The 21115-nt window shown below is 52.9% G+C and carries 22 protein-coding genes and 1 other annotated feature; of the genes, 7 read left to right on the forward strand and 15 right to left on the reverse strand.

The window, feature by feature from the left end; genetic code table 11:
- Positions 1-39 precede the first annotated feature (39 nt).
- The 5 genes from OGV80_RS11190 to OGV80_RS11210 are packed head-to-tail and all read left to right on the forward strand — an operon-like array spanning position 40 to position 5686.
- On the forward strand, positions 40-2025 hold the full coding sequence (locus OGV80_RS11190) for a TonB-dependent hemoglobin/transferrin/lactoferrin family receptor (RefSeq protein ID WP_075146068.1): 1986 nt from the start codon (positions 40-42) through the stop codon (positions 2023-2025).
- Positions 2026-2072: 47 nt separating this feature from the next.
- The gene (chuS, locus tag OGV80_RS11195) at positions 2073-3104 is read left to right on the forward strand and encodes a hematinate-forming heme oxygenase ChuS (RefSeq protein WP_075146067.1); all 1032 of its coding nucleotides are present in this window, start codon (positions 2073-2075) and stop codon (positions 3102-3104) included.
- A complete protein-coding gene (locus tag OGV80_RS11200; protein ID WP_043016587.1) occupies positions 3101-3922 on the forward strand; it encodes a heme/hemin ABC transporter substrate-binding protein in 822 nt (273 codons plus the stop codon). The genes chuS and OGV80_RS11200 overlap by 4 nt, the downstream gene beginning before the upstream one ends.
- Positions 3922-4914 carry a FecCD family ABC transporter permease gene (locus tag OGV80_RS11205; protein WP_043016588.1) on the forward strand — a complete coding sequence of 331 codons (993 nt, stop codon included), beginning with the start codon at positions 3922-3924 and terminating at the stop codon, positions 4912-4914. The genes OGV80_RS11200 and OGV80_RS11205 overlap by 1 nt, the downstream gene beginning before the upstream one ends.
- On the forward strand, positions 4907-5686 hold the full coding sequence (locus OGV80_RS11210) for a heme ABC transporter ATP-binding protein (RefSeq protein WP_047411693.1): 780 nt from the start codon (positions 4907-4909) through the stop codon (positions 5684-5686). The genes OGV80_RS11205 and OGV80_RS11210 overlap by 8 nt, the downstream gene beginning before the upstream one ends.
- Here the strand turns inward: OGV80_RS11210 and selO are convergent.
- The 14 genes from selO to thrS all read right to left on the reverse strand — a co-directional run bounded on the left by selO (position 5683) and on the right by thrS (position 18466).
- Entirely contained in the window at positions 5683-7125 is a 1443-nt protein-coding gene (gene selO, locus OGV80_RS11215) for a protein adenylyltransferase SelO (RefSeq protein ID WP_286514914.1), read from the reverse strand. The two genes, OGV80_RS11210 and selO, sit on opposite strands and share 4 nt — an antisense overlap.
- A gap of 61 nt (positions 7126-7186) precedes the next feature.
- The gene (locus tag OGV80_RS11220; RefSeq protein WP_047411698.1) at positions 7187-7900 is read right to left on the reverse strand and encodes an EAL domain-containing protein; all 714 of its coding nucleotides are present in this window, start codon (positions 7898-7900) and stop codon (positions 7187-7189) included.
- Positions 7901-8218: 318 nt separating this feature from the next.
- Complete coding sequence (locus tag OGV80_RS11225) at positions 8219-8683, reverse strand: NlpC/P60 family protein (RefSeq protein WP_003832591.1); 465 nt, start codon at positions 8681-8683, stop codon at positions 8219-8221.
- Between the two features lie 77 nt (positions 8684-8760).
- On the reverse strand, positions 8761-9510 hold the full coding sequence (gene btuD, locus OGV80_RS11230) for a vitamin B12 ABC transporter ATP-binding protein BtuD (protein ID WP_080625088.1): 750 nt from the start codon (positions 9508-9510) through the stop codon (positions 8761-8763).
- Complete coding sequence (locus OGV80_RS11235) at positions 9510-10061, reverse strand: glutathione peroxidase (protein WP_047411703.1); 552 nt, start codon at positions 10059-10061, stop codon at positions 9510-9512. Before OGV80_RS11235 ends, btuD begins: the two co-directional genes overlap by 1 nt.
- A 60-nt stretch (positions 10062-10121) precedes the next feature.
- Positions 10122-11102: a vitamin B12 ABC transporter permease BtuC gene (gene btuC, locus OGV80_RS11240; RefSeq protein WP_043016594.1), complete on the reverse strand. Its 981-nt coding sequence runs from the start codon at positions 11100-11102 to the stop codon at positions 10122-10124.
- 121 nt (positions 11103-11223) lie between these two features.
- Positions 11224-11523 carry an integration host factor subunit alpha gene (gene ihfA / locus OGV80_RS11245; protein WP_003030571.1) on the reverse strand — a complete coding sequence of 100 codons (300 nt, stop codon included), beginning with the start codon at positions 11521-11523 and terminating at the stop codon, positions 11224-11226.
- 4 nt (positions 11524-11527) lie between these two features.
- Positions 11528-13915 (reverse strand): phenylalanine--tRNA ligase subunit beta, encoded by a 2388-nt coding sequence (gene pheT / locus OGV80_RS11250; RefSeq protein WP_043016595.1) that lies wholly within the window; start codon positions 13913-13915, stop codon positions 11528-11530.
- A 15-nt stretch (positions 13916-13930) separates the two neighbouring features.
- A complete protein-coding gene (pheS, locus tag OGV80_RS11255) occupies positions 13931-14914 on the reverse strand; it encodes a phenylalanine--tRNA ligase subunit alpha (protein WP_043016596.1) in 984 nt (327 codons plus the stop codon).
- Between the two features lie 124 nt (positions 14915-15038).
- Positions 15039-15163 (reverse strand) — a sequence feature (Phe leader region).
- The gene (gene pheM, locus OGV80_RS11260) at positions 15114-15158 is read right to left on the reverse strand and encodes a pheST operon leader peptide PheM (protein WP_001386830.1); all 45 of its coding nucleotides are present in this window, start codon (positions 15156-15158) and stop codon (positions 15114-15116) included. It overlaps the preceding feature by 45 nt.
- Before the next feature lie 122 nt (positions 15164-15285).
- The gene (gene rplT / locus OGV80_RS11265; protein ID WP_003030578.1) at positions 15286-15642 is read right to left on the reverse strand and encodes a 50S ribosomal protein L20; all 357 of its coding nucleotides are present in this window, start codon (positions 15640-15642) and stop codon (positions 15286-15288) included.
- Positions 15643-15697: 55 nt separating this feature from the next.
- Positions 15698-15895, reverse strand: coding sequence for a 50S ribosomal protein L35 (gene rpmI, locus OGV80_RS11270; protein WP_003030583.1), 198 nt, complete (start codon positions 15893-15895; stop codon positions 15698-15700).
- A 96-nt stretch (positions 15896-15991) separates the two neighbouring features.
- Positions 15992-16534 (reverse strand): translation initiation factor IF-3, encoded by a 543-nt coding sequence (gene infC, locus OGV80_RS11275; protein WP_048997935.1) that lies wholly within the window; start codon positions 16532-16534, stop codon positions 15992-15994.
- A 3-nt stretch (positions 16535-16537) separates the two neighbouring features.
- The gene (thrS, locus tag OGV80_RS11280; RefSeq protein WP_003832572.1) at positions 16538-18466 is read right to left on the reverse strand and encodes a threonine--tRNA ligase; all 1929 of its coding nucleotides are present in this window, start codon (positions 18464-18466) and stop codon (positions 16538-16540) included.
- Between the two features lie 304 nt (positions 18467-18770).
- On the opposite strand from thrS, the gene yniD reads away from it, so the two are divergent.
- Complete coding sequence (gene yniD / locus OGV80_RS11285; protein ID WP_003030590.1) at positions 18771-18878, forward strand: small membrane protein YniD; 108 nt, start codon at positions 18771-18773, stop codon at positions 18876-18878.
- Between the two features lie 166 nt (positions 18879-19044).
- Here the strand turns inward: yniD and OGV80_RS11290 are convergent, their stop codons facing one another.
- The gene (locus OGV80_RS11290) at positions 19045-19803 is read right to left on the reverse strand and encodes a DUF481 domain-containing protein (RefSeq protein ID WP_003030592.1); all 759 of its coding nucleotides are present in this window, start codon (positions 19801-19803) and stop codon (positions 19045-19047) included.
- Positions 19804-20090: 287 nt separating this feature from the next.
- On the opposite strand from OGV80_RS11290, the gene pfkB reads away from it, so the two are divergent.
- Positions 20091-21020 (forward strand): 6-phosphofructokinase II, encoded by a 930-nt coding sequence (gene pfkB / locus OGV80_RS11295; RefSeq protein WP_043016597.1) that lies wholly within the window; start codon positions 20091-20093, stop codon positions 21018-21020.
- Positions 21021-21115 lie beyond the last annotated feature (95 nt).

The raw sequence follows: 21115 nt of genomic DNA on the forward strand, positions 1-21115 counted from the left end.
GGCAGCCAGCGCTTTTCGATTTCCTAATGGAGAGTTGCTATGCCACACCTGCACACTGCATCCCTGCGTCCATCACTGTTGGCGCTGGCGATTATCAGTAACCTGCCCGCCGTCGCTTATGCGGCGGTTGAAGATATGACCGTTACCGCCACTGGCAATGCCCGTAGCGCCTTTGAAGCGCCGATGATGGTCAGCGTGATTGATGCCACGGCCCCAGAAAACCAGACCGCCAGCTCGGCAGCCGATCTGTTGCGGACGGTTCCGGGTCTGACCCTCGATGGCACAGGTCGTACCAATGGCCAGGACGTGAATCTACGCGGCTACGATCGACGCGGCGTTCTGGTGCTGGTTGACGGCGTTCGTCAGGGCACCGACACCGGACACCTGAACAGTACCTTCCTCGACCCGGCGCTTATCAAACGCATCGAAGTCGTACGCGGCCCTTCTGCACTGCTGTACGGCAGCGGTGCGCTGGGCGGCGTTATCGCCTATGACACAGCGGATGCCAAAGATCTGCTGGAAGCCGGACAAAACAGCGGTTATCGCGTGTTCGGTACTGCGGCAACCGGCGATCACAGCCTCGGTATGGGCGCCAGCGCTTTTGGGCGCACCGATACGCTGGACGGACTGCTTGCCTGGTCGAGTCGCGATCGTGGTGATTTGCGTCAGAGTGACGGTACAACAGCGCCAAACGACGAAGCGATCAACAATATGCTGGCGAAAGGCAGTTGGAAAATTGACAGCGCCCAGACGCTGGCCGGTTCGCTGCGTTACTACAACAATGACGCCCGTGAACCTAAAAATCCGCAAACCAGCGCAGCGGATGCCACCAGCAACCCGATGACCAACCGTTCAACGATCCAGCGCGATGCGCAACTGACCTACTCGCTCTCCCCGGCGGACAATGACTGGCTGAACGCGGATGCTCGTATTTACTGGTCCGAAGCGCGCATTAATGCACAAAACACGGATAACACCGGCGAGTTTCGCAAGCAGACGACCAAAGGCGGTAAACTCGACAACCGTACCCGCCTGTTTACCGACTCTTTCGCATCTCACCTGCTGACCTACGGCGGTGAGTACTATCGTCAGGAACAACAGCCAGGTGGCACAACCACCGGTTTCCCAGAGGCAAAGATTGATTTCAGCTCCGGCTGGCTACAGGATGAAATCACCCTGCGCGATCTGCCGGTTACGCTGCTGGGCGGTACCCGTTATGACTCTTATCGCGGCAGCAGCGACGGCTATGAAGATGTCGATGCCGATAAATGGTCGTCCCGCGCCGGACTCACCGTTGCGCCAGCAGACTGGCTGATGCTGTTTGGTTCTTACGCTCAGGCCTTCCGTGCACCGACTATGGGCGAGATGTATAACGATGCGAAACACTTCTCGATTGGCCGTTTCTACACCAACTACTGGGTGCCAAACCCTAACCTGCGTCCGGAAACCAACGAAACACAGGAATACGGATTTGGTCTGCGCTTTGACGATCTGCTGATGGCAAGCGATGCGCTCGAATTTAAAGCCAGCTATTTCGACACCAAAGCGAAAGATTACATCTCCACCAGCGTCGACTTCGCCGCCGCAACAACGATGTCTTATAACGTCCCCAACGCGAAAATCTGGGGCTGGGACGTCATGGCGAAATATTCCGCCGATCTGTTCAGCCTCGACATGGCCTATAACCGTACGCGCGGCAAAGATACTGACACGGGAGAATACATTTCCAGCATTAACCCAGATACGGTCACCAGCAAACTGAACGTGCCGGTTGCGCACAGCGGATTCTCCGTGGGCTGGATAGGGACATTTGCCGATCGTTCAACGCATATCAGCAGCAGCTACACTAAACAGCCCGGCTATGCGGTAAACGATTTCTACGTGAGCTATCAGGGCCAACAAGCGCTGAAAGGTATGACCACCACACTGGTACTGGGCAACGCCTTCGACAAAGAGTACTGGTCGCCGCAAGGCATTCCGCAGGATGGTCGTAATGGCAAAATTTTCGTGAGTTATCAGTGGTAATCACTTTTCCCCGGTTCGCCGGGGTAGCAATCTGGAAGGAAGAGACAATGAATCATTACACACGCTGGCTGGAACTGAAGAAAGAAAATCCTGGCAAATACGCACGTGACATTGCGGGGTTGATGAATATTAGCGAAGCCGAACTGACCTTCGCCCGCGTCGGTCATGACGCCTGGCGCTTACGTGGCGAAGTACGCGAAATCCTCGGCGCACTGGAAACCGTAGGCGAAACCAAATGCATTTGCCGCAACGAATACGCGGTACATGAGCAGGTGGGTGCTTTTACCAATCAGCACCTCAACGGTCATGCCGGGCTGGTTCTTAATCCGCGCGCCCTCGACCTGCGCCTGTTCCTCAATCAGTGGGCAAGCGTATTTCATATCAGCGAAACAACCGCCCACGGCGAACGTCAGAGCATCCAGTTCTTTGACCATCAGGGAGATGCTCTGCTGAAGGTCTACGCCACACAGAATACCCTCATTGAGGATTGGGCGGCGTTGCTGACCCGATTCATCTTTGCCGAAAACCCGCCACTGGTGCTGGAACCCGCCAACAATTCTGCTCCCGCCGTCGTCACGGTCGATGCGCAGACCGTTGATCAAGAGTGGCGAGCAATGACCGATGTCCATCAGTTCTTCGGTCTGCTGAAACGCCACGACCTCACCCGCCAACAGGCGTTTAATCTGGTGGGCGACGATCTGGCCTGTAAAGTTTCTAATAGTGCACTGGTGCAGTTACTCGACACCGCGCGTCAGGATGGCAATGAAATCATGATCTTTGTGGGTAATCGCGGCTGCGTACAGATTTTTACCGGCGTGATTGAAAAATTGGTACCGATGAAAGGCTGGCTGAATATATTCAACCCGGCATTTACCTTACACCTGCTGGCAGAGAGCGTGGCAGAAACATGGGTAACGCGCAAACCGACCGCCGATGGACACGTCACCAGTCTGGAACTGTTTGCTGCCGACGGCACGCAAATTGCCCAGTTGTACGGTCAACGTACGGAAGGCGAGCCGGAGCAGACGCAATGGCGTGCACAGATTGACGCGCTGACGCCGAAAGGACTGGCCGCATGAAAAAACTGCTGGTCCTGATCGCGCTGCTGCCCATTGCAGCGCTGGCTGCTGCCGGGGAACGGGTTGTTGCACTCGGTGGCGATGTTACCGAGATTGTATACGCATTGGGAGCACAGTCTTCCCTTGTGGCGCGAGACAGCACCAGCCAGTGGCCTGAAGCAGCAAACGCGCTACCGGATGTTGGTTACTTACGCCAGCTCAACGCCGAAGGGATCCTTGCTACACGCCCTACGCTGGTCCTTGCCAGCGCGCAGGCACAGCCCTCTCTGGCGCTAAAACAGCTTGAGCAGAGCAACGTCAGGGTTGTTACGATCCCGGCGAGCAACGATCTTGAGGTGATTGATGAAAAAATTCGCGTCATCGCCGAAGCAACCCATCGGCAGGCCGAAGGCGAAACGCTGCGCGCCAGCTTACGTCAGGAAATGGCGGCGTTGCCGTCATCTGAACTAAATAAACGCGTGCTGTTTATTCTTAATCATGGCGGGATGACTGCAATGGCGGCGGGCCAGCAAACCGGAGCCGATGCGGCTATTCGTGCCGCCGGTTTGCACAACGCCATGCAGGGCGTTAACCGCTATCAGCCGCTGTCACAGGAAGGCGTCATTGCCAGCCAGCCCGATCTGGTGGTGATTTCACAGGACGGCGTTAAGGCGATGGGTGGCGAAGATAACCTGTGGGCGCTGCCGGGCCTTGCGCTAACGCCTGCCGGGCGGAATAAACAGGTGTTACAGGTGGATGATATGGCGCTACTCGGCTTCAGCGTGCGTACGCCGCAGGCCATTTTGCAGCTTCGCGCTAAAGCAGAGCAATTGCCCTGATGTCCCGACGTATCAGTTATTCTTTATGGGCGCTCGCACTCATATTAGTCATGATGACAATCCTGGCTACCGGTTTTGGCGCGTTGCGCCTGCCGGTAAGTCTGCTCTGGCATGATGGCGATGAGGCACTGCGTCAAATCTGGCTCACAATTCGTCTGCCGCGCGTCCTGCTGGCGCTGGTGATTGGCGGCTCTCTGGCGCTCGCAGGCTGCGTGATGCAGGGACTGTTTCGCAACCCGCTAGCTGACCCGGGATTACTGGGGATAAGCAGCGGCGCTGCCTGCGCCGTCGCCCTGTGGGTGGTACTGCCTGTCTCTTTGCCCGCGCTGCTGATGCTGTACGCCCCAATGCTGGCCGCTTTTATGGGTGCCCTGGCGGCAACGGTGGTGATTTTTATCCTCAGCCAACAGCGCGACGGATCACTCTCGCGTCTGCTACTGGTCGGTATTGCCATCAACGCGCTTTGCGGGGCGGCGGTTGGCGTTCTGTCGTGGGTCAGTAATGATGCGCAACTGCGCCAGCTGTCGCTATGGGGAATGGGAAGTCTGGGGGCTGCGCAATGGTCCACGCTGCTGGCGGTAACCTCGCTGACTATCCCGACGGTGCTGATTATCTGGCGTCTGGCGCCGGCACTGAACCTGCTGCAGTTGGGTGAGGAAGAGGCGCATTATCTCGGCGTAGATGTTCGTACCGTTCAGCGTATTTTGCTGCTTTGTAGCGCATTGCTGGTTGCCGCAGCCGTGGCGGTAAGCGGCGTAATTGGATTTATCGGGTTGGTTATCCCGCATCTGATGCGCATGTGGCTTGGCTCAGATCATCGGGCCGTTATTCCGGGATCCGTGCTGGCGGGCGCGTTTCTGTTACTGATTGCCGACACGTTGGCCCGTACGGCGGTTGCCCCTGCAGAGATGCCGGTCGGTCTGTTGACCAGTCTTCTCGGCGCACCGTGGTTTTTATGGCTTATTTTTCGTCAGCGAGGACCGCATGGCTGAACATTTCATCGCTGAAGGGATTCATTATCGCGTGGCTGGCAGAGCGGTAATTGACGATGTATCACTCGCCCTCGCAAAAGGTGAACTGGTGGCGCTCATCGGCCCAAACGGTGCAGGAAAATCCACCCTGCTGCGCCTGCTGACCGGTTTTCTCAAACCGGCAACCGGGCGCTGCGTGCTGGCGGGCAAACCGCTGGAGGAGTGGCCTACCCAAACGCTGTCGCGGCATCGGGCGGTAATGCGCCAGCAAACGCAACTGGGATTTGACTGGCCGGTAGAGGCCGTCATCGCGATGGGACGTGCGCCCTGGACCCAACAGCAGGAACCCCAGCTTATCGCTCAGGTAATGGAAATGACCGGGTGCACACCGTTGGCGGGCCGGCAATACGCCGCACTTTCCGGCGGCGAGCAACAGCGAGTGCAGTTGGCCCGTGCACTGGCGCAACTTTGGTGCAACGGCGCGCCTCGCGGTTGGTTATTCCTTGATGAACCCACCTCTGCGCTGGATCTTTATCACCAGCAGCACCTGTTGCGCTTGCTGAAGACGCTAACCGCTTCGGGAGAGCTACATGTGTGCATTGTGCTTCACGATCTGAACCTCGCCGCACTATGGGCGGACAGAATAGTGTTGCTGCACGATGGCAGGTTGGTATCGCAGGGAACGCCTGAGACCGTGCTACAGGCCGATGACCTGAAGCGCTGGTATGGCGCTCAGGTACACGTTGGCCAGCATCCGGCCAACGGATCTCCGCAGGTGTTTCTGGCCCCTTAACTTGAACAGCTCACTTCCAGCCGTTTACCCCAGTCAGGTGGACGGCTGACATAGTCATCATCACGATCGGTAAACGGGGTACGCAACGCCTGGTGCAACCGATGCAGCTCGGCGTAATCCCCCTGCTCTGCCTGACTAATCGCCCGTTGCGCCAGCCAGTTACGTAATACCATCGCCGGATTAGCCACCTTCATCTGCGTTTGTCTGACTGCGTCAGCAATGTTGTCTTGCTGCAGACGCGAGCGATACCGCGTGAACCAGTCGTCAAACGCCGCGCGGTCGATAAACTCATCGCGCAGTGGGGATTGCGCACTGTGTTGTTCCGTTTGGCTGAGCATACGAAACGTTCGCGTATAGTCGCTTCTTTCCCTCGCCATCAGACTAAACAGTTCGCTTAGCAATTCGTTATCGTCTTTCTGCTCGCTAAAGAAGCCGAGCTTTTGCCGCATCCGCTGACCGTAGCGAGTTAACAGCGCCAGTTGGTAACCGTCCAGCGCATCATTGAGCGTCTCGACCGGGATAAATGGCGACAGGGTTTGCGCCAGACGTTGCAAGTTCCACAGCGCCGCGGCCGGTTGATTATCGAAACTGTATCGTCCCTGGTTGTCCGAGTGGTTGCAGATAAAATCGGGCTCGTAGTCATCTAGAAAACCGAATGGACCGTAATCCATCGTCAGTCCCAGAATCGACATGTTGTCCGTGTTCATGACTCCATGCGCAAATCCTACCGCTTGCCAGTCAGCGATTAACGTCGCTGTACGCGTGACAACATCGTTAAACCACAGCTGGTATTTATCGGCTTCTTCCTGCCATTGCGACCAATAATGGCGAATTGCAAAATCAGCCAACTGACGCACTTTTTCCGGCTCGCGGCGATAGTAGAAGTGTTCAAAATGGCCAAAACGCATATGGCTTTGCGCCACGCGAATGAGCATCGCCCCTGCTTCTACCGTTTCGCGATACACCGGCGTGTCGCTGGTAACAATCGACAATGCCCGCGTGGTTGGTATGCCCAGGTAGTGCATCGCTTCGCTGGCCAGGCTTTCGCGAATTGTTGAGCGCAGTACGGCGCGCCCATCCCCCATACGGGAATAAGGCGTAAGTCCGGCGCCTTTCAGGTGCCAGTCAAACGTGGAGCCATCAGCGAGCCGTTGCTCGCCCAGCAGGATCCCGCGGCCATCGCCAAGCTGGCCTGCCCAGACGCCAAACTGATGTCCGCTATACACTTGCGCTAAAGGCGACATCCCGGGGAGCAGCGATTCGCCACCCCAAACACCCGCTCCGCTCGGAATATCAAAAAGCGACTCAGGAATAGCTAATAGCTCCGCCAGCGCATCGTTATGCCAGATCAGGCGTGCGTTTTTCAGGGGTGTCGGCGAAAGTGCTGTATAGGTTGCTGGTAATTCATCACGCCAGCGAGTGGTAAAAGACAGGGTCATAGGGCCTCCTGTCTCTAGTGTAGACTGTTAAAAGCCTGTTAAACACCAGCAAATAAAAGGGTTATATTCTGGATAACGAAATTATCTGTGCCGGTGGCACGGCGGGCCACAGCGCGCCCTGTATGGCGCTGAATCCCAAAGGCAGTACGCGCGCTAACATCTCTGGCGTATCGATACCGCTAATGATGATTGACTCACTGCTGGGAGATAACTGTGCCAGAATAGCCCGCATAAACGGCTCAAACGAAATATGTGTAATCCTTTGTTGAACAAAGTTTTTATCTAACACAACGCGTTTGAACAGCCCATCAAAAATTGCCCGGGTGGATATGCCGCCAGCACCATAGTTTGTCAGAACTAATGGAAATCTCGCCGCCAGCGCGGCCAGCGTTGGATTCTCTTTTCCATTATTTAACTCTGGATAGTTTTCATTAATAGCCAGTTCCAGAAATGAAAATCGTTCAACTTGTGAAGCAAATTTAGCATCTGATAATAAAGTATTAGCAATTGCCGGCGTTAAATTAATCCAGGCCAGGACATTTCGCTGAATAAAAAAATGTTGGCACGTTTCGATTAATTCAAGCTTTTCGGTAAATAAGCGACATTGCTCTTCATCCGACATCCGAGGTAGGACCAGCTCAGTGGGTATACGCACATCCCCATCCGCGCTGGCGAAACTGGTGATGATATCGACGTATTCAAGATCGCCTTTTTCGCTTCTCGCAGGCAAAAAAGAAAACTCTGAATGGTAAAGAGTATCCAGTGAAACAATCATCGCGCCAGCCCCTCTGCATAGGTGTTATCCGGCATCCTGTAGCAAAGGATGGAGAAATACGTTATTGCTGATGCAAGTAGAGGCCCTTTCATTTTTCCCTTTATAGCCAGTAAATCGAATCCTTTTTTTTAGCTTATCCTGATTATAAGCGAATATCCAGCTTTGCACTTTTTAATATCTCGGGATAAATCATATTTTTAGCAAGATACGCTCTTACTGTTCAGGGGTATTGTCCGGCTGATGGCAGAATTAAAAAGTGACTTTCAAATGGAAATGCCGAGGCCGCACAGTCCTGAGCGGCCTCGAGACTAATGAGGATTAAATACGTCGCGCCTGCCAAAAGTTTTTACGCCAGTAAACGTTGTCCAGGGACGAGCGCATCACTCCACGGCTGGTTGAGGCATGAATAAATTGATTATTGGTATCGTAAATTCCGACATGCAGACCACTTTCCCCAGACCCGGTTTTAAAGAAAACCAGATCGCCGGGCAGCAAATCGTCTTTATCAATTTCGGTACCAATCTTTGATTGCGTGCGCGTATCACGCGGGAGTTGCAGATCGAATTTATCGCGCATTGTCATCAAAACAAATCCAGAACAATCCACCCCGCTACGGCTCATGCCGCCATAACGATAGGGTGTGCCATGCCAGGTTTGTAGCTGGTCATTAAGACCGGCGATAACCGCGATAGAATCCGACAATCGGGCATTTGGCGCAGGAGCACGATGGCTGCTGCAGCCCGCCAAAAACAATGCTGTGATGAAAAGAAGCCAAAAGCGCATTCAGGACGAATCCTCTGAATTATATTTTTATGCCAATTTAGCGTGGAAATTATATGATTTTCAAGAACCCATTTAACTTAAGTGGTTGATATGAGCATTCTGTGGCCTTCAATATCCAAACGACGGAAGTTCACGCCATAAGCCGCAGACAGATTGGCGGGCGTGAGTACCGCATCACGAGCGCCGCTGGCAAGCAACTTCCCACGTTTGAGGAGCCAGGCCTTATGCGCATGACGTAAGGTGTGATTAAGGTCATGGCTGCTCATGACAATCGCTATGCCCTGCAGACACAGCCGACTCAACAAGCGGTCCAGCGCGTTTTGTTGCGCCACGTCCAGGCTGTTCATCGGCTCATCCAGCAGTAAAAGTTGGCCGAATGGATTCGCTTGCGGGCTAATCTGCAGGATAACCGCAGCCAGGCGCACGCGCTGCCACTCACCGCCGGAGAGCTGATTCACGCTGCGCCCCAGCTTATCCCCAAGCCCAAGCGCATCAGCGACTTCCTGTAACAGATCGGTGCGCGCTTTGTCTGGCTGATGCAGCGTCAGAAAATGCCAGACCGGCATCGCAAACGGCGGGTTTTGCTGTTGCGCCAGATAGGCGCGGTATTGCGCCAGCTTTGCTGACGGCCATTCGTCCAGCGGCATATCACCAAAGATGATGCTGCCCTCACCGGTCGTCAGGCCCGCCATTCGTGCCAACAGCGTGCTCTTTCCAGCACCGTTAGGCCCCACTAAATGCAGGATCTCTCCGGCTTTTATCTCACCAGAGAGCGGACCAAGCCGGGTCGATTCCGCTACGTCCTGTAGCTGCATCAATCGAGACATTAGTTCGCCAGCGCCTTCTTGATAGATTGCACCAGAATGGGATCCTCAGGCGTCATATCGGGTGAGAATCGTTGCAATACCTGACCATCTCGCCCCACTAAAAACTTCTCGAAATTCCATAGAATATCGTCCGGGTAGAGCGGTGCCCGACCTTTACTCGCCATACGCTCATAGAACCCACTATCCGCAGGCGCAGTGGCCGTTGGTGCGGCATCAATCAGCTTCTGATACAGCGGATGGCGTCCCTCGCCGTTAACGTCAATTTTACTGAACATTGGGAAGGTAACGCCCCAGGTGGTACTGCAATACGTTTTTATTTCCTCTTCGCTGCCCGGCTCCTGACCCAGAAACTGGTTACAAGGGAACCCAAGGACAGTAAAACCCTGTTGATGCCAGTCTTTCTGCAGATTCTCCAGTTGCTCGTATTGCGGCGTCAGTCCACATTTTGAAGCCACGTTGACGATTAACAGCACATTTCCGGAATACGGCTGCAGTGAGGTAACCTCACCGTCGATGGTCGTCACTTCTGTATCAAGAATAGTGTTTTGCATAGCATCTCCAGAACAACAGGTGAATTTTCAGTTTTTAATCATAGACCGAACCAACGCGTTCTAGCGCGCGGCTTTTAACAATAGCCAGATAAATACCGGTGCGCCCATAGTGGCCGTCACCACGCCGATTGGCAGCTCAGCCGAGGCCAGCACCAGACGCGCGACAACATCAGCAAACAGTAGTACGATTGCACCAGCCAACGCGCAGCCCGGCAGCAACACGCGGTGATCGGTTAAGCCGCACAGCCGCAAAATATGTGGGATCACCAGCCCGATAAAGCCAATCGCTCCGGCCAGAGCCACGCTTACGCCAACCATCCAGCCAGTGGCGACCACCAGCAGGTTGCGCCAGAACCACAGGGGCAGTCCCAGCTGACGTGCGGAAGTCTCCCCCAGCGCCAGCATATTCATCGGCTGCGACTGACAGCAGATCCACACCAGCACCGGAATCAAAGCCACCATGAGCCAGGCCTGATGCCAGTCTACGCCACCAAAGCCCCCCATCATCCAGTACATCAGCTGTCGCAAATCAAAAGACGTGGAGAAGTAGATGGCCCATGTCATCAACGCGCTACAGATAATCCCCAGCGCTACTCCCGCCAACAAGAGGCGGCTGGTAGACAAATGACGTCGGGCAAAACGTAGCAGAATAAGCGTGATAATCAGCGCCCCAGCGATAGCGCATAAGCCCAACGCCCAGCCGGGGAGTTGACCCTGCCCCAGCAGCACCGCTGCGATAAGCCCGACTCCCGCGCCGTTAGACACGCCCAGTAATCCAGGCTCTGCGAGCGGGTTTTCAAATAGAGCTTGCATCACGGCTCCAGATAAGGCCAACGCAGCGCCTACCAGCAAAACGGCAAGAGTACGGGGAAGTCGAATTTGCCAGACGAACAGATCGCCGCGGGCGCTGAACCAGTCTCCGGGGGCGATCCACTGTTCTCCTGCGCACAAGCTTAGAATCGTTGCCAGTAGCATCAGTACTGACAGTGACAGTATCCAGCGCACGTTTCGTCGCTGCTGTTGATGGGCGAAAGTCAGCATGTTTTCCATTCTGCTGAAAAGAGATGGAGGTGATTCTACGGTGCTGATTCAGTAGTGAAAAGGAAAAAGGCCGCATAGCGGCCTTTTTAGTTATACGCGTCATACTCTGCGTATCGTTAAATCACTCTTCTTTGGGCGTTGCGTTTTCGACCCGGCTTTTTAACTTCTGTCCGGGTCTGAAGGTCACCACGCGCCGTGCTGTAATGGGAATATCTTCGCCCGTTTTCGGGTTACGTCCCGGACGTTGATTCTTATCACGCAGATCGAAGTTACCAAAACCAGAGAGTTTTACCTGCTCACCATTTTCCAGAGCACGACGGATCTCTTCGAAAAACAGCTCGACCAGTTCTTTGGCATCCCGCTTGCTAAGCCCAAGCTTATCAAACAGATATTCTGACATTTCAGCTTTTGTAAGCGCCATAGGTTCAATCCCTCAATGATGCCTGGAATCGCTCTTTTAATGCCTCTACACATTTGGCGACGGTAGCGGCAATCTCCTCTTCTTCAAGTGTACGGCTGGTATCCTGAAGGATCAGGCTGATAGCGAGGCTCTTATAACCCTCCGCAACACCCTTACCGCGGTACACGTCAAATAAGTTTACGCCAACTACCTGATTTACGCCAACTTTCTTACACTCGGATAAAATATCCGCAGCGGGAACGTTTTCAGCCACAACGACCGCGATATCGCGACGGTTCGCCGGGAAGCGAGAAACTTCACGCGCCTGAGGCACCACGCGGTCTGCGAGCTTGTTCCACTCCAGTTCAAACACCAGAGTGCGACCGTTCAGATCCAGTTTACGTTCCAGTTCAGGATGAACAACCCCAATGAAACCAATGCGTTCACCTTTCAGATAAATCGCCGCAGACTGCCCCGGATGCAGCGCAGGGTTCGCTTCAGCTTTGAACTGAATGTCCGCCAGTTTGCCGGTCAGGTCGAGAACCGCTTCCAGATCGCCTTTCAGATCATAGAAATCAACGGTCTCTTTTGCCAGGTTCCAGTGTTCATCATGACGGTTGCCGCAGATCACACCCGCCAGCATCAGATCCTGACGGATCCCGAGGTTGGCCTGCGTATCCGGAACGAAACGTAAACCCGTTTCGAAAATACGCACGCGGTTCTGCTGACGGTTCTGGTTGTACACTACCGTAGACAGCAAACCAGTCCACAGGGACAAACGCATTGCCGACATATCAATAGAGATTGGGCTTGGCAGCAGCAGCGCTTCTTCACCCGGATGCAGCAGCGACTGGACTTTCGGGTCGACGAAGCTGTAGGTAATGACTTCCTGGTAGCCTTTGTCATTCAGCATGGTTTTTACGCGTTTCAGCGACAAATCCGCTTCACGATGCGTACCCATGATAAGACCCGCCTGAATTGGCGTGTTCGGGATATTGTCATAACCGTATACGCGGGCGACTTCTTCTACCAGGTCTTCTTCGATTTCCATATCGAAACGCCAGCTCGGCGCTACCGCTTTCCACTCATCCTGCCCTTCCGTCACGTCACATCCCAGACGACGCAGAATGTCGCTCACCTGCTCATCCGCGATATGGTGTCCGATCAGACGATCCAGTTTGCTACGGCGAAGCGTAATGGTTGCGCGTTTTGGCAGCGTAGCTTCGTTCGTCACATCAATGATTGGACCCGCTTCGCCGCCGCAGATATCAATCAGCAGGCGTGTCGCGCGTTCCATGGCTTTATGCTGCAGAGCCGGGTCAACACCACGCTCATAGCGGTGAGATGCATCGGTGTGCAGACCGTGACGACGTGCGCGACCAGTAATAGACAGCGGGCTAAAGAATGCGCATTCCAGCAGGACGTTTTGCGTTTCATCATTCACACCGGAGTGTTCGCCACCAAAGATGCCGCCCATCGCCAGCGCTTTGTTATGGTCCGCAATCACCAACGTATCCGCATTCAGCTTCGCTTCGCTGCCGTCCAGCAATACCAGGGTCTCCCCCTCTTTTGCCATACGGACAACAATCCCGCCTTCAATGCGGTCTTTGTCGAAGGCGTGCATCGGCTGGCCCAGTTCGAGCAGCACATAGTTAGTCACGTCAACCACGGCATCGATAGAGCGGATACCGCAACGACGCAGTTTTTCTTTCATCCACAACGGGGTTGGCGCTTTAACGTTGATACCTTTTACCACGCGCCCCAGGTAGCGTGGGCAGGCTTCCACCGCTTCGACCTGAATCGGCAGGACGTCGCTAATGGTTGCGGCCACTGGCGCCATTTCTGGCTCAACCAGCGGGGCTTTGTTCAGTACAGCAACGTCACGTGCCACACCGATAATGCCTAAGCAGTCGGCGCGGTTCGGCGTAACGCTGATTTCGATAGTGTTGTCGTCAAGCTTCAGGTACTCACGGATATCGGTGCCAATTGGTGCATCGGCTGGCAGTTCGATAATACCGTTATGATCGTCGGAAATACCCAGCTCGGAAAACGAGCACAGCATGCCTTCAGACGGCTCACCGCGCAGTTTAGCGGCTTTGATTTTGAAATCGCCCGGCAGAACGGCACCCACGGTTGCCACGGCCACTTTCAGGCCCTGACGGCAGTTTGGCGCACCGCAGACGATATCCAGCAGGCGGTCGCCGCCGACATTCACTTTGGTAACGCGTAGTTTGTCAGCGTTCGGGTGCTGAGCGCACTCAACCACTTCGCCCACCACAACGCCATTGAACGCGCCGGAAACGGGATCCACACCGTCAACTTCCAGACCCGCCATCGTGATTTGGTTTGACAGCGCATCGCTATCAATTGCCGGGTTTACCCATTCGCGTAACCACAGTTCACTGAATTTCATTGTTTTATCCTGCCTTTATTTAAACTGTTTGAGGAAACGCAGATCGTTTTCGAAGAAAGAGCGCAGATCGGTAACGCCGTAACGCAGCATGGTCAGACGCTCCATACCCATACCGAATGCAAAGCCAGAGTAGATTTCCGGATCGATGCCGACGTTACGCAACACGTTCGGGTGAACCATCCCGCAACCCAGCACTTCCAGCCATTTACCGTTTTTGCCCATCACGTCCACTTCCGCAGAAGGTTCGGTGAACGGGAAGTAGGACGGACGGAAACGAACCTGCAGGTCTTCTTCAAAGAAGTTGCGTAGGAAATCGTGCAGCGTGCCTTTCAGGTTGGTGAAGTTGATGTTGGTATCAACAATCAGCCCTTCCATCTGATGGAACATTGGGGTGTGCGTCTGATCGTAATCGTTACGATATACACGGCCCGGAGCGATAATACGGATCGGCGGTTGTTTTTCCTTCATGGTGCGGATTTGCACGCCTGAAGTCTGTGTACGCAGCAGACGCGTCGCGTCAAACCAGAAAGTGTCGTGGTCAGCGCGCGCCGGGTGATGGCCAGGAATATTCAGCGCATCGAAGTTATGATAGTCATCTTCGATTTCTGGACCCGTCGCCACGGTAAAGCCCAGCTCACCGAAGAAACTTTCAATCCTGTCGATAGTACGCGTTACCGGATGCAGACCGCCGTTTTCGATACGACGCCCAGGCAAAGAGATATCGATCGTTTCTTCAGCCAGACGGGCATTCAGCGCGGCATTTTCTAATTCGGCTTTACGCGCGTTCAGTGCCTGCTGAACCTGCTCTTTGGCAACGTTTATCACCGCACCTGCAGCCGGGCGCTCTTCTGCCGGCAGTTCGCGCAGGGTAGTCATCTGAAGGGTCAGGTGCCCTTTCTTGCCCAAATATTCGACGCGGACATTGTCTAACGCGGCAACATCTGAAGCCTGGTTAATGGCGGCCGTTGCACTGGCAACCAGCTCTGCGAGATGTGACATGGTTTTCCTCGTTATGTTGCGATATTCACTAGTCGCTCGTCTATACGCAAAACCATTCAAGTTGTATCAACGCGGCAAAAGAGCAAATGCAGCCAATACAGAGACAACTTGAAGGATGACGCGTATAAAAAAAGCCTCCACCAGGGAGGCTTTTAGGCGCTGTTTTCCGTTTCTTCTTTCACGCGCAAGCCTCCTGAGTTCAGGTGCTAAAGTAAAAGAAGAAGCGGAAAATAGCAGCATTCATGCTTGCGTTACCTTGTGTGGTAAAAAAACCGGACAACCGTTATTGAAAAGGCTTACGGATAAATTGTCAACTAATTGATTGCGCTACAAATAAAAGAGAGGGAGCCAGGCTCCCTCTTTTCACCGGCTTATGCCAGAGCTGCTTTCGCTTTTTCGACCAGAGCGGTGAACGCTACTTTGTCGAATACTGCGATGTCAGCCAGGATCTTACGGTCGATTTCAACAGAGGCTTTTTTCAGGCCGTTGATGAATTTGCTGTAAGAAATACCGTTCTGACGTGCTGCTGCGTTGATACGCGCAATCCACAGTTGACGGAACTGACGCTTTTTCTGACGACGGTCACGATAAGCGTACTGACCAGCTTTGATAACAGCCTGGAAGGCAACGCGGTATACGCGAGAACGCGCACCGTAGTAGCCTTTAGCTTGTTTCAAAATTTTCTTGTGACGTGCACGGGCAACTACACCACGTTTTACGCGAGCCATATGTGCTCTCCTGTATCTATATTCTTAGTAAAAAAATGAATTAAACGTTAACGGCTTATGCGTACGGCAGGCACGCGATAACCAGACCCAGATCGCCTTTAGACACGAGGCCTTTTGGACGCAGGTGACGTTTACGCTTAGTAGATTTTTTGGTCAGAATATGACGCAGGTTTGCGTGCTTACGCTTAAATCCACCACCACCGGTTTTTTTGAAGCGCTTAGCAGCACCGCGTACGGTCTTAATTTTTGGCATTTTAATAACTTCCACTTCGCATTGTTAATAAACGAAACGTAGGCGAACAACGGCTGTGGAACCCGCAGGCTCCACAGACATTGCTACTTGAAGGCCTTACTGTTTCTTCTTAGGAGCGAGCACCATGATCATCTGGCGGCCTTCGATCTTCGTAGGGAAGGATTCGACTACTGCCAGTTCACTCAGATCGTCACGGACGCGGTTGAGCACTTCCATACCGATCTGTTGGTGGGCCATCTCACGACCGCGAAAACGCAGCGTGATCTTAGCCTTATCGCCATCTTCCAGAAAGCGTACCAGGCTGCGGAGTTTTACCTGGTAATCGCCATCGTCGGTACCAGGACGGAATTTAATTTCCTTAACCTGGATAACTTTTTGCTTTTTCTTCTGTTCCTTAGAAGACTTACTCTTTTCATAAAGGAACTTGCCGTAGTCCATAATACGACAAACTGGCGGTTCGGCGTTAGGGCTGATTTCAACTAAATCTACTCCAGCTTCTTCAGCTTTTTCGATCGCTTCTCTCAGACTCACAATACCCAAAGCTTCGCCTTCCAGACCTGTTAAGCGAACTTCCAGGGCGCGAATCTCGCCATTGATACGATTCGGACGTGCCGTTTGAACTCGTTTTCCGCCTTTAATACCTTATTCCTCCAGTTGTTGAAGACTGCGGCTGCGAATCTCTTGTTGCAGCTTCTCAATCACTTCATTTACGTCCAGGCTGCCCAAGTCTTTGCCACGACGGGTGCGCACGGCAACTTTGCCTGCTTCTACCTCTTTGTCGCCACAGACCAACATGTAAGGGACACGACGTAAAGTGTGCTCGCGGATTTTAAAGCCAATCTTCTCATTTCTCAAGTCTGCTTTTACACGAATACCCGCATTTTGTAGTTTCTGCGTTAATTCGTTAACGTATTCAGACTGAGAATCGGTGATGTTCATGACAACAACCTGAACCGGCGCAAGCCAGGTCGGGAAGAAGCCAGCGAACTCTTCGGTCAGGATACCGATGAAACGTTCCATCGACCCAAGAATTGCGCGGTGAATCATAACCGGCACCTGACGCTCGTTATTTTCGCCAACATAAGAGGCGCTTAAACGGGACGGCAGGGAGAAGTCCAGCTGTACAGTACCGCACTGCCATGCACGATCGAGGCAGTCATACAGGGTAAATTCAATTTTCGGACCGTAGAATGCGCCCTCACCCAGTTGGAACTCAAACGGGATGTTGTTTTCTTCCAGCGCAACGGCCAGGTCAGCTTCAGCACGGTCCCACATTTCATCGCTGCCGATACGTTTTTCGGGGCGAGTGGACAGTTTGACGACGATTTTCTCGAAGCCAAAGGTGCTGTACATATCGTAGACCATACGAATGCATGCGTTAACTTCATCACGGATCTGCTCTTCTGTACAGAAGATATGCGCATCATCCTGAGTGAAGCCACGAACACGCATCAGGCCATGCAGCGCGCCTGACGGCTCATTACGGTGGCAGCTACCAAACTCTGCCATACGCAACGGCAGATCGCGATAGGATTTCAGACCCTGATTGAAGATCTGCACGTGGCCTGGGCAGTTCATGGGCTTAATGCAGTATTCACGGTTCTCAGAGGAGGTCGTGAACATTGCATCTTTGTAGTTATCCCAGTGACCTGTTTTTTCCCACAGCACGCGGTCCATCATGAACGGACCTTTAACTTCCTGATACTGGTATTCTTTCAGTTTTGAGCGAACAAAGACTTCCAGTTCACGGAAGATAGTCCAGCCATCGTTATGCCAGAACACCATACCCGGCGCTTCTTCCTGCATGTGATACAGGTCAAGCTGCTTGCCGATTTTACGGTGGTCGCGTTTGGCCGCTTCTTCCAGACGTTGCAGATAGGCATTCAGGGCTTTTTTATCTGCCCATGCAGTACCATAAATACGCTGCAGCATCTTGTTATTGCTGTCGCCACGCCAGTATGCCCCAGCGGTCTTCATCAGTTTGAAGTGATGGCAGAAACGCATGTTCGGCACGTGCGGGCCACGGCACATATCGACATATTCTTCATGATGGTACAAGCCAGGCTTGTCATCATGGGCGATGTTTTCATCAAGAATAGAGACTTTATAGGTCTCGCCACGCTTCACGAAGGTTTCACGCGCTTCGTACCAACTGACTTTCTTCTTAATGACATCGTAGTTTTTCTCAGCGAGCTCGTGCATCCGCTTCTCGAGCGCGTCGACGTCTTCCTGGGTTAACGTACGGTCAAGATCGATATCGTAGTAAAAACCGTTATCAACAACCGGTCCGATCGCCATTTTGGTGTGCGGCCAGAGTTGTTTGATCGCGTGCCCTAACAGGTGCGCACAGGAGTGACGAATGATCTCCAGACCTTCTTCATCCTTCGCGGTGATGATGGAGAGCTTCGCATCATGCTCAATCAGATCGGAAGCATCTACCAGCTCACCGTCAACACGGCCAGCAATAGTGGCTTTCGCCAGACCTGGACCGATGTCCAGCGCAACATCCATGGGGCTTACAGCGTGGTCGTAATGGCGTTGGCTGCCATCAGGAAGAGTAATAACAGGCATGTTATATCCTTATTTGCAGTGGTGACCCACACGTAAGATCACATACAAAGATTCAATATTTAAAATTATCAAAAAGGTGTGGGCTGATTCCCGCTTCACTCTGCGAAATATGTCACTGATTGCCTCAATGGCTACACTGGACCTACACCCGCTTTTTGATAACACCGTTTCACAGTGTACACGGCATTTCGAGCCGATCAAAGCAACAATCAACGCGTACTCTATGATGTAAATCAATTCACTGACACCCTGACGTCTTTGTTACACTTGCAGAAAGTCATCTAATCTGAGCAGGAAAAGAACAATGCCAACAAATCGCTTTGCAAAGAAACACTGGAAGATGGTGGTGATCCTACTCGTTATTTGTGCGGCAATGCTAATGCTACGTTGGGCAGCGATGATCTGGGGTTAAAATACTGGCGCGCTGTTCCGGTTCGGATGTATTTATCAATTAAATCGAATTTGTCTGAAAAATAGCGCGTTATTGATAAGTACTAAAAATAAAACACAGATTAACTATTAAATAACCTTAACTTTAATAGATAAAAGCCGGGCCAATTATTTGACCCGGTTTGTCATTACATCCGGTAGCCGAGTGAAACAGTAGTACGACGATCGGTATGTTCCGGCGCTGTTGCCGGTGGTTCAGAGTTCCAGGTGACGTTGTAAGCCACCTTTAACCCAAAGTGTTCGTTGATGGCAACGTTCAAGGCCGTTTCAGAGTTGAGCGTTGTATCGTCAGCACCGAATACCGACACGCCTTGCGTAAATTTAGTATTGTCCGTCATCTGCCACGCATAGGCCCCGGACGCATAGCCCAACGGCTGCGTTTCGGTGGTGCCATCCGTATGCTCGTCATAGCGCACGCCAGGACCGAATTCAAAACGGAAGCTATGTACTGGTCCGTTAAGGAACTGGCGACCATAACCGGCGGTCAGCACGTCACGCTCGCGATAGCCGTTGTAACGGTCGGTCAACCAGCTTGCCTGCCCAAAGAGGTAGTCATAGTCGGTCATGTTGTAACGACTACGACCACCTACGGCATATTTCTCTGATGAACGCTCATCATTTGAAGAGGTATTGCTGGCATTTCCCCACAGAGACCACGCCGTGGTTTCACCGTACCAGGTCATGGTGGTGTCTGCGGTTAAAGAAGAACTTTTTGTGTTGCCTGACTGGGCGAGATATCCCGCGTTCAGGTTACCTTCAAAGGGTTTTTTCGCGCTGGAAGGGTCATCCATGACAGTAAAAACGGAATCATCGGCGGCAGCATGCATTGACGCAAGCAGGCCACCCGTCAGCAGTAATGCTGCGGGCACTGTCTTCAAAAGCTTCATTTATTAAGAGTCCGTACAACAAAAAAAGAGACCATTACGGTCTCGGAAACTTTCATATGGATCAATGACAAAAGACCCTTGAAAGGTAACAAATTATAAAAAGACTCGAATAACATAGCAATAAATTCTTATTTCATTTTTTGAATAAGAGCGTTCCTAAACCGTTTTTTTATTTATATATCTTTGACGCAAATGTTTTAAATAAAGATATTAAAAATCATGTTGTTAATTACTTCACTTTCGCGAGGTTAAGTGCCAGACTGAGGACAGCCTAACAGGAGGTAAAGATGGTACGTATCTATACGTTAACACTTGCGCCCTCTCTCGATAGCGCAACAATCACTCCGCAAATCTACCCGGAAGGTAAACTTCGCTGTACCTCGCCGGTTTTTGAACCCGGCGGCGGCGGCATCAACGTCGCTCGCGCAATTGCCCATCTTGGCGGAACCGCGACGGCTATCTTCCCTGCGGGAGGCGCTACCGGAGAGCATCTTGTCGCTCTGCTCGCCGACGAAAATGTTCCCGTATCCACCGTCGAAGCCAAAGACTGGACCCGACAAAATCTCCATGTGCACGTTGAGTCCAGCGGCGAACAGTATCGCTTCGTCATGCCAGGTGCTGCGCTGACCGATGACGAGTTCTACCAACTTCAGGATCAGGTGCTGGAAATAGAGTCTGGCGCGCTGCTGGTTATTAGTGGCAGTTTGCCGCCTGGCGTACAGCTTGAGAAGCTGACCCGTCTCGTTACCACGGCACAAAAACAAGGGATTCGCTGTATTGTCGATAGTTCTGGCGAAGCGCTGGCAGCGGCATTGGCTATCGGCAATATCGAACTGGTCAAACCTAACCTCAAAGAACTGAGCGCGCTGGTCAACCGCGAACTCACCCAGCCCGATGACGTGCGTAAAGCCGCACAGGAAATCGTGCAAAGCGGAAAAGCCCATCGCGTAGTGGTCTCGCTTGGGCCGCAAGGGGCACTGGGCGTTGATCGCGACACCTGTGTCCAGGTGGTTCCGCCACCGGTGAAAAGTCAAAGTACCGTAGGCGCGGGCGACAGTATGGTCGGGGCCATGACGCTTAAACTCGCTGAGAACGTACCTTTTGAAGATATTGTCCGCTACGGTGTAGCAGCAGGTAGCGCCGCTACCCTGAATCAGGGTACGCGTCTGTGCGCCTTAGACGATACGCAAAAAATATATTCGTATCTTACTCAGTAATGACACCTTCCCCCTTGTGTTGATTCAGGGGGATTTGCCCGTAAAACTGTCGGCATGGGTGTTATACGTCTATGATAAAAAATCACGTGATTACA

This window comes from Citrobacter sp. Ce119, assembly GCF_030334525.1.
In the GTDB taxonomy this organism is placed as follows: domain Bacteria; phylum Pseudomonadota; class Gammaproteobacteria; order Enterobacterales; family Enterobacteriaceae; genus Citrobacter; species Citrobacter europaeus.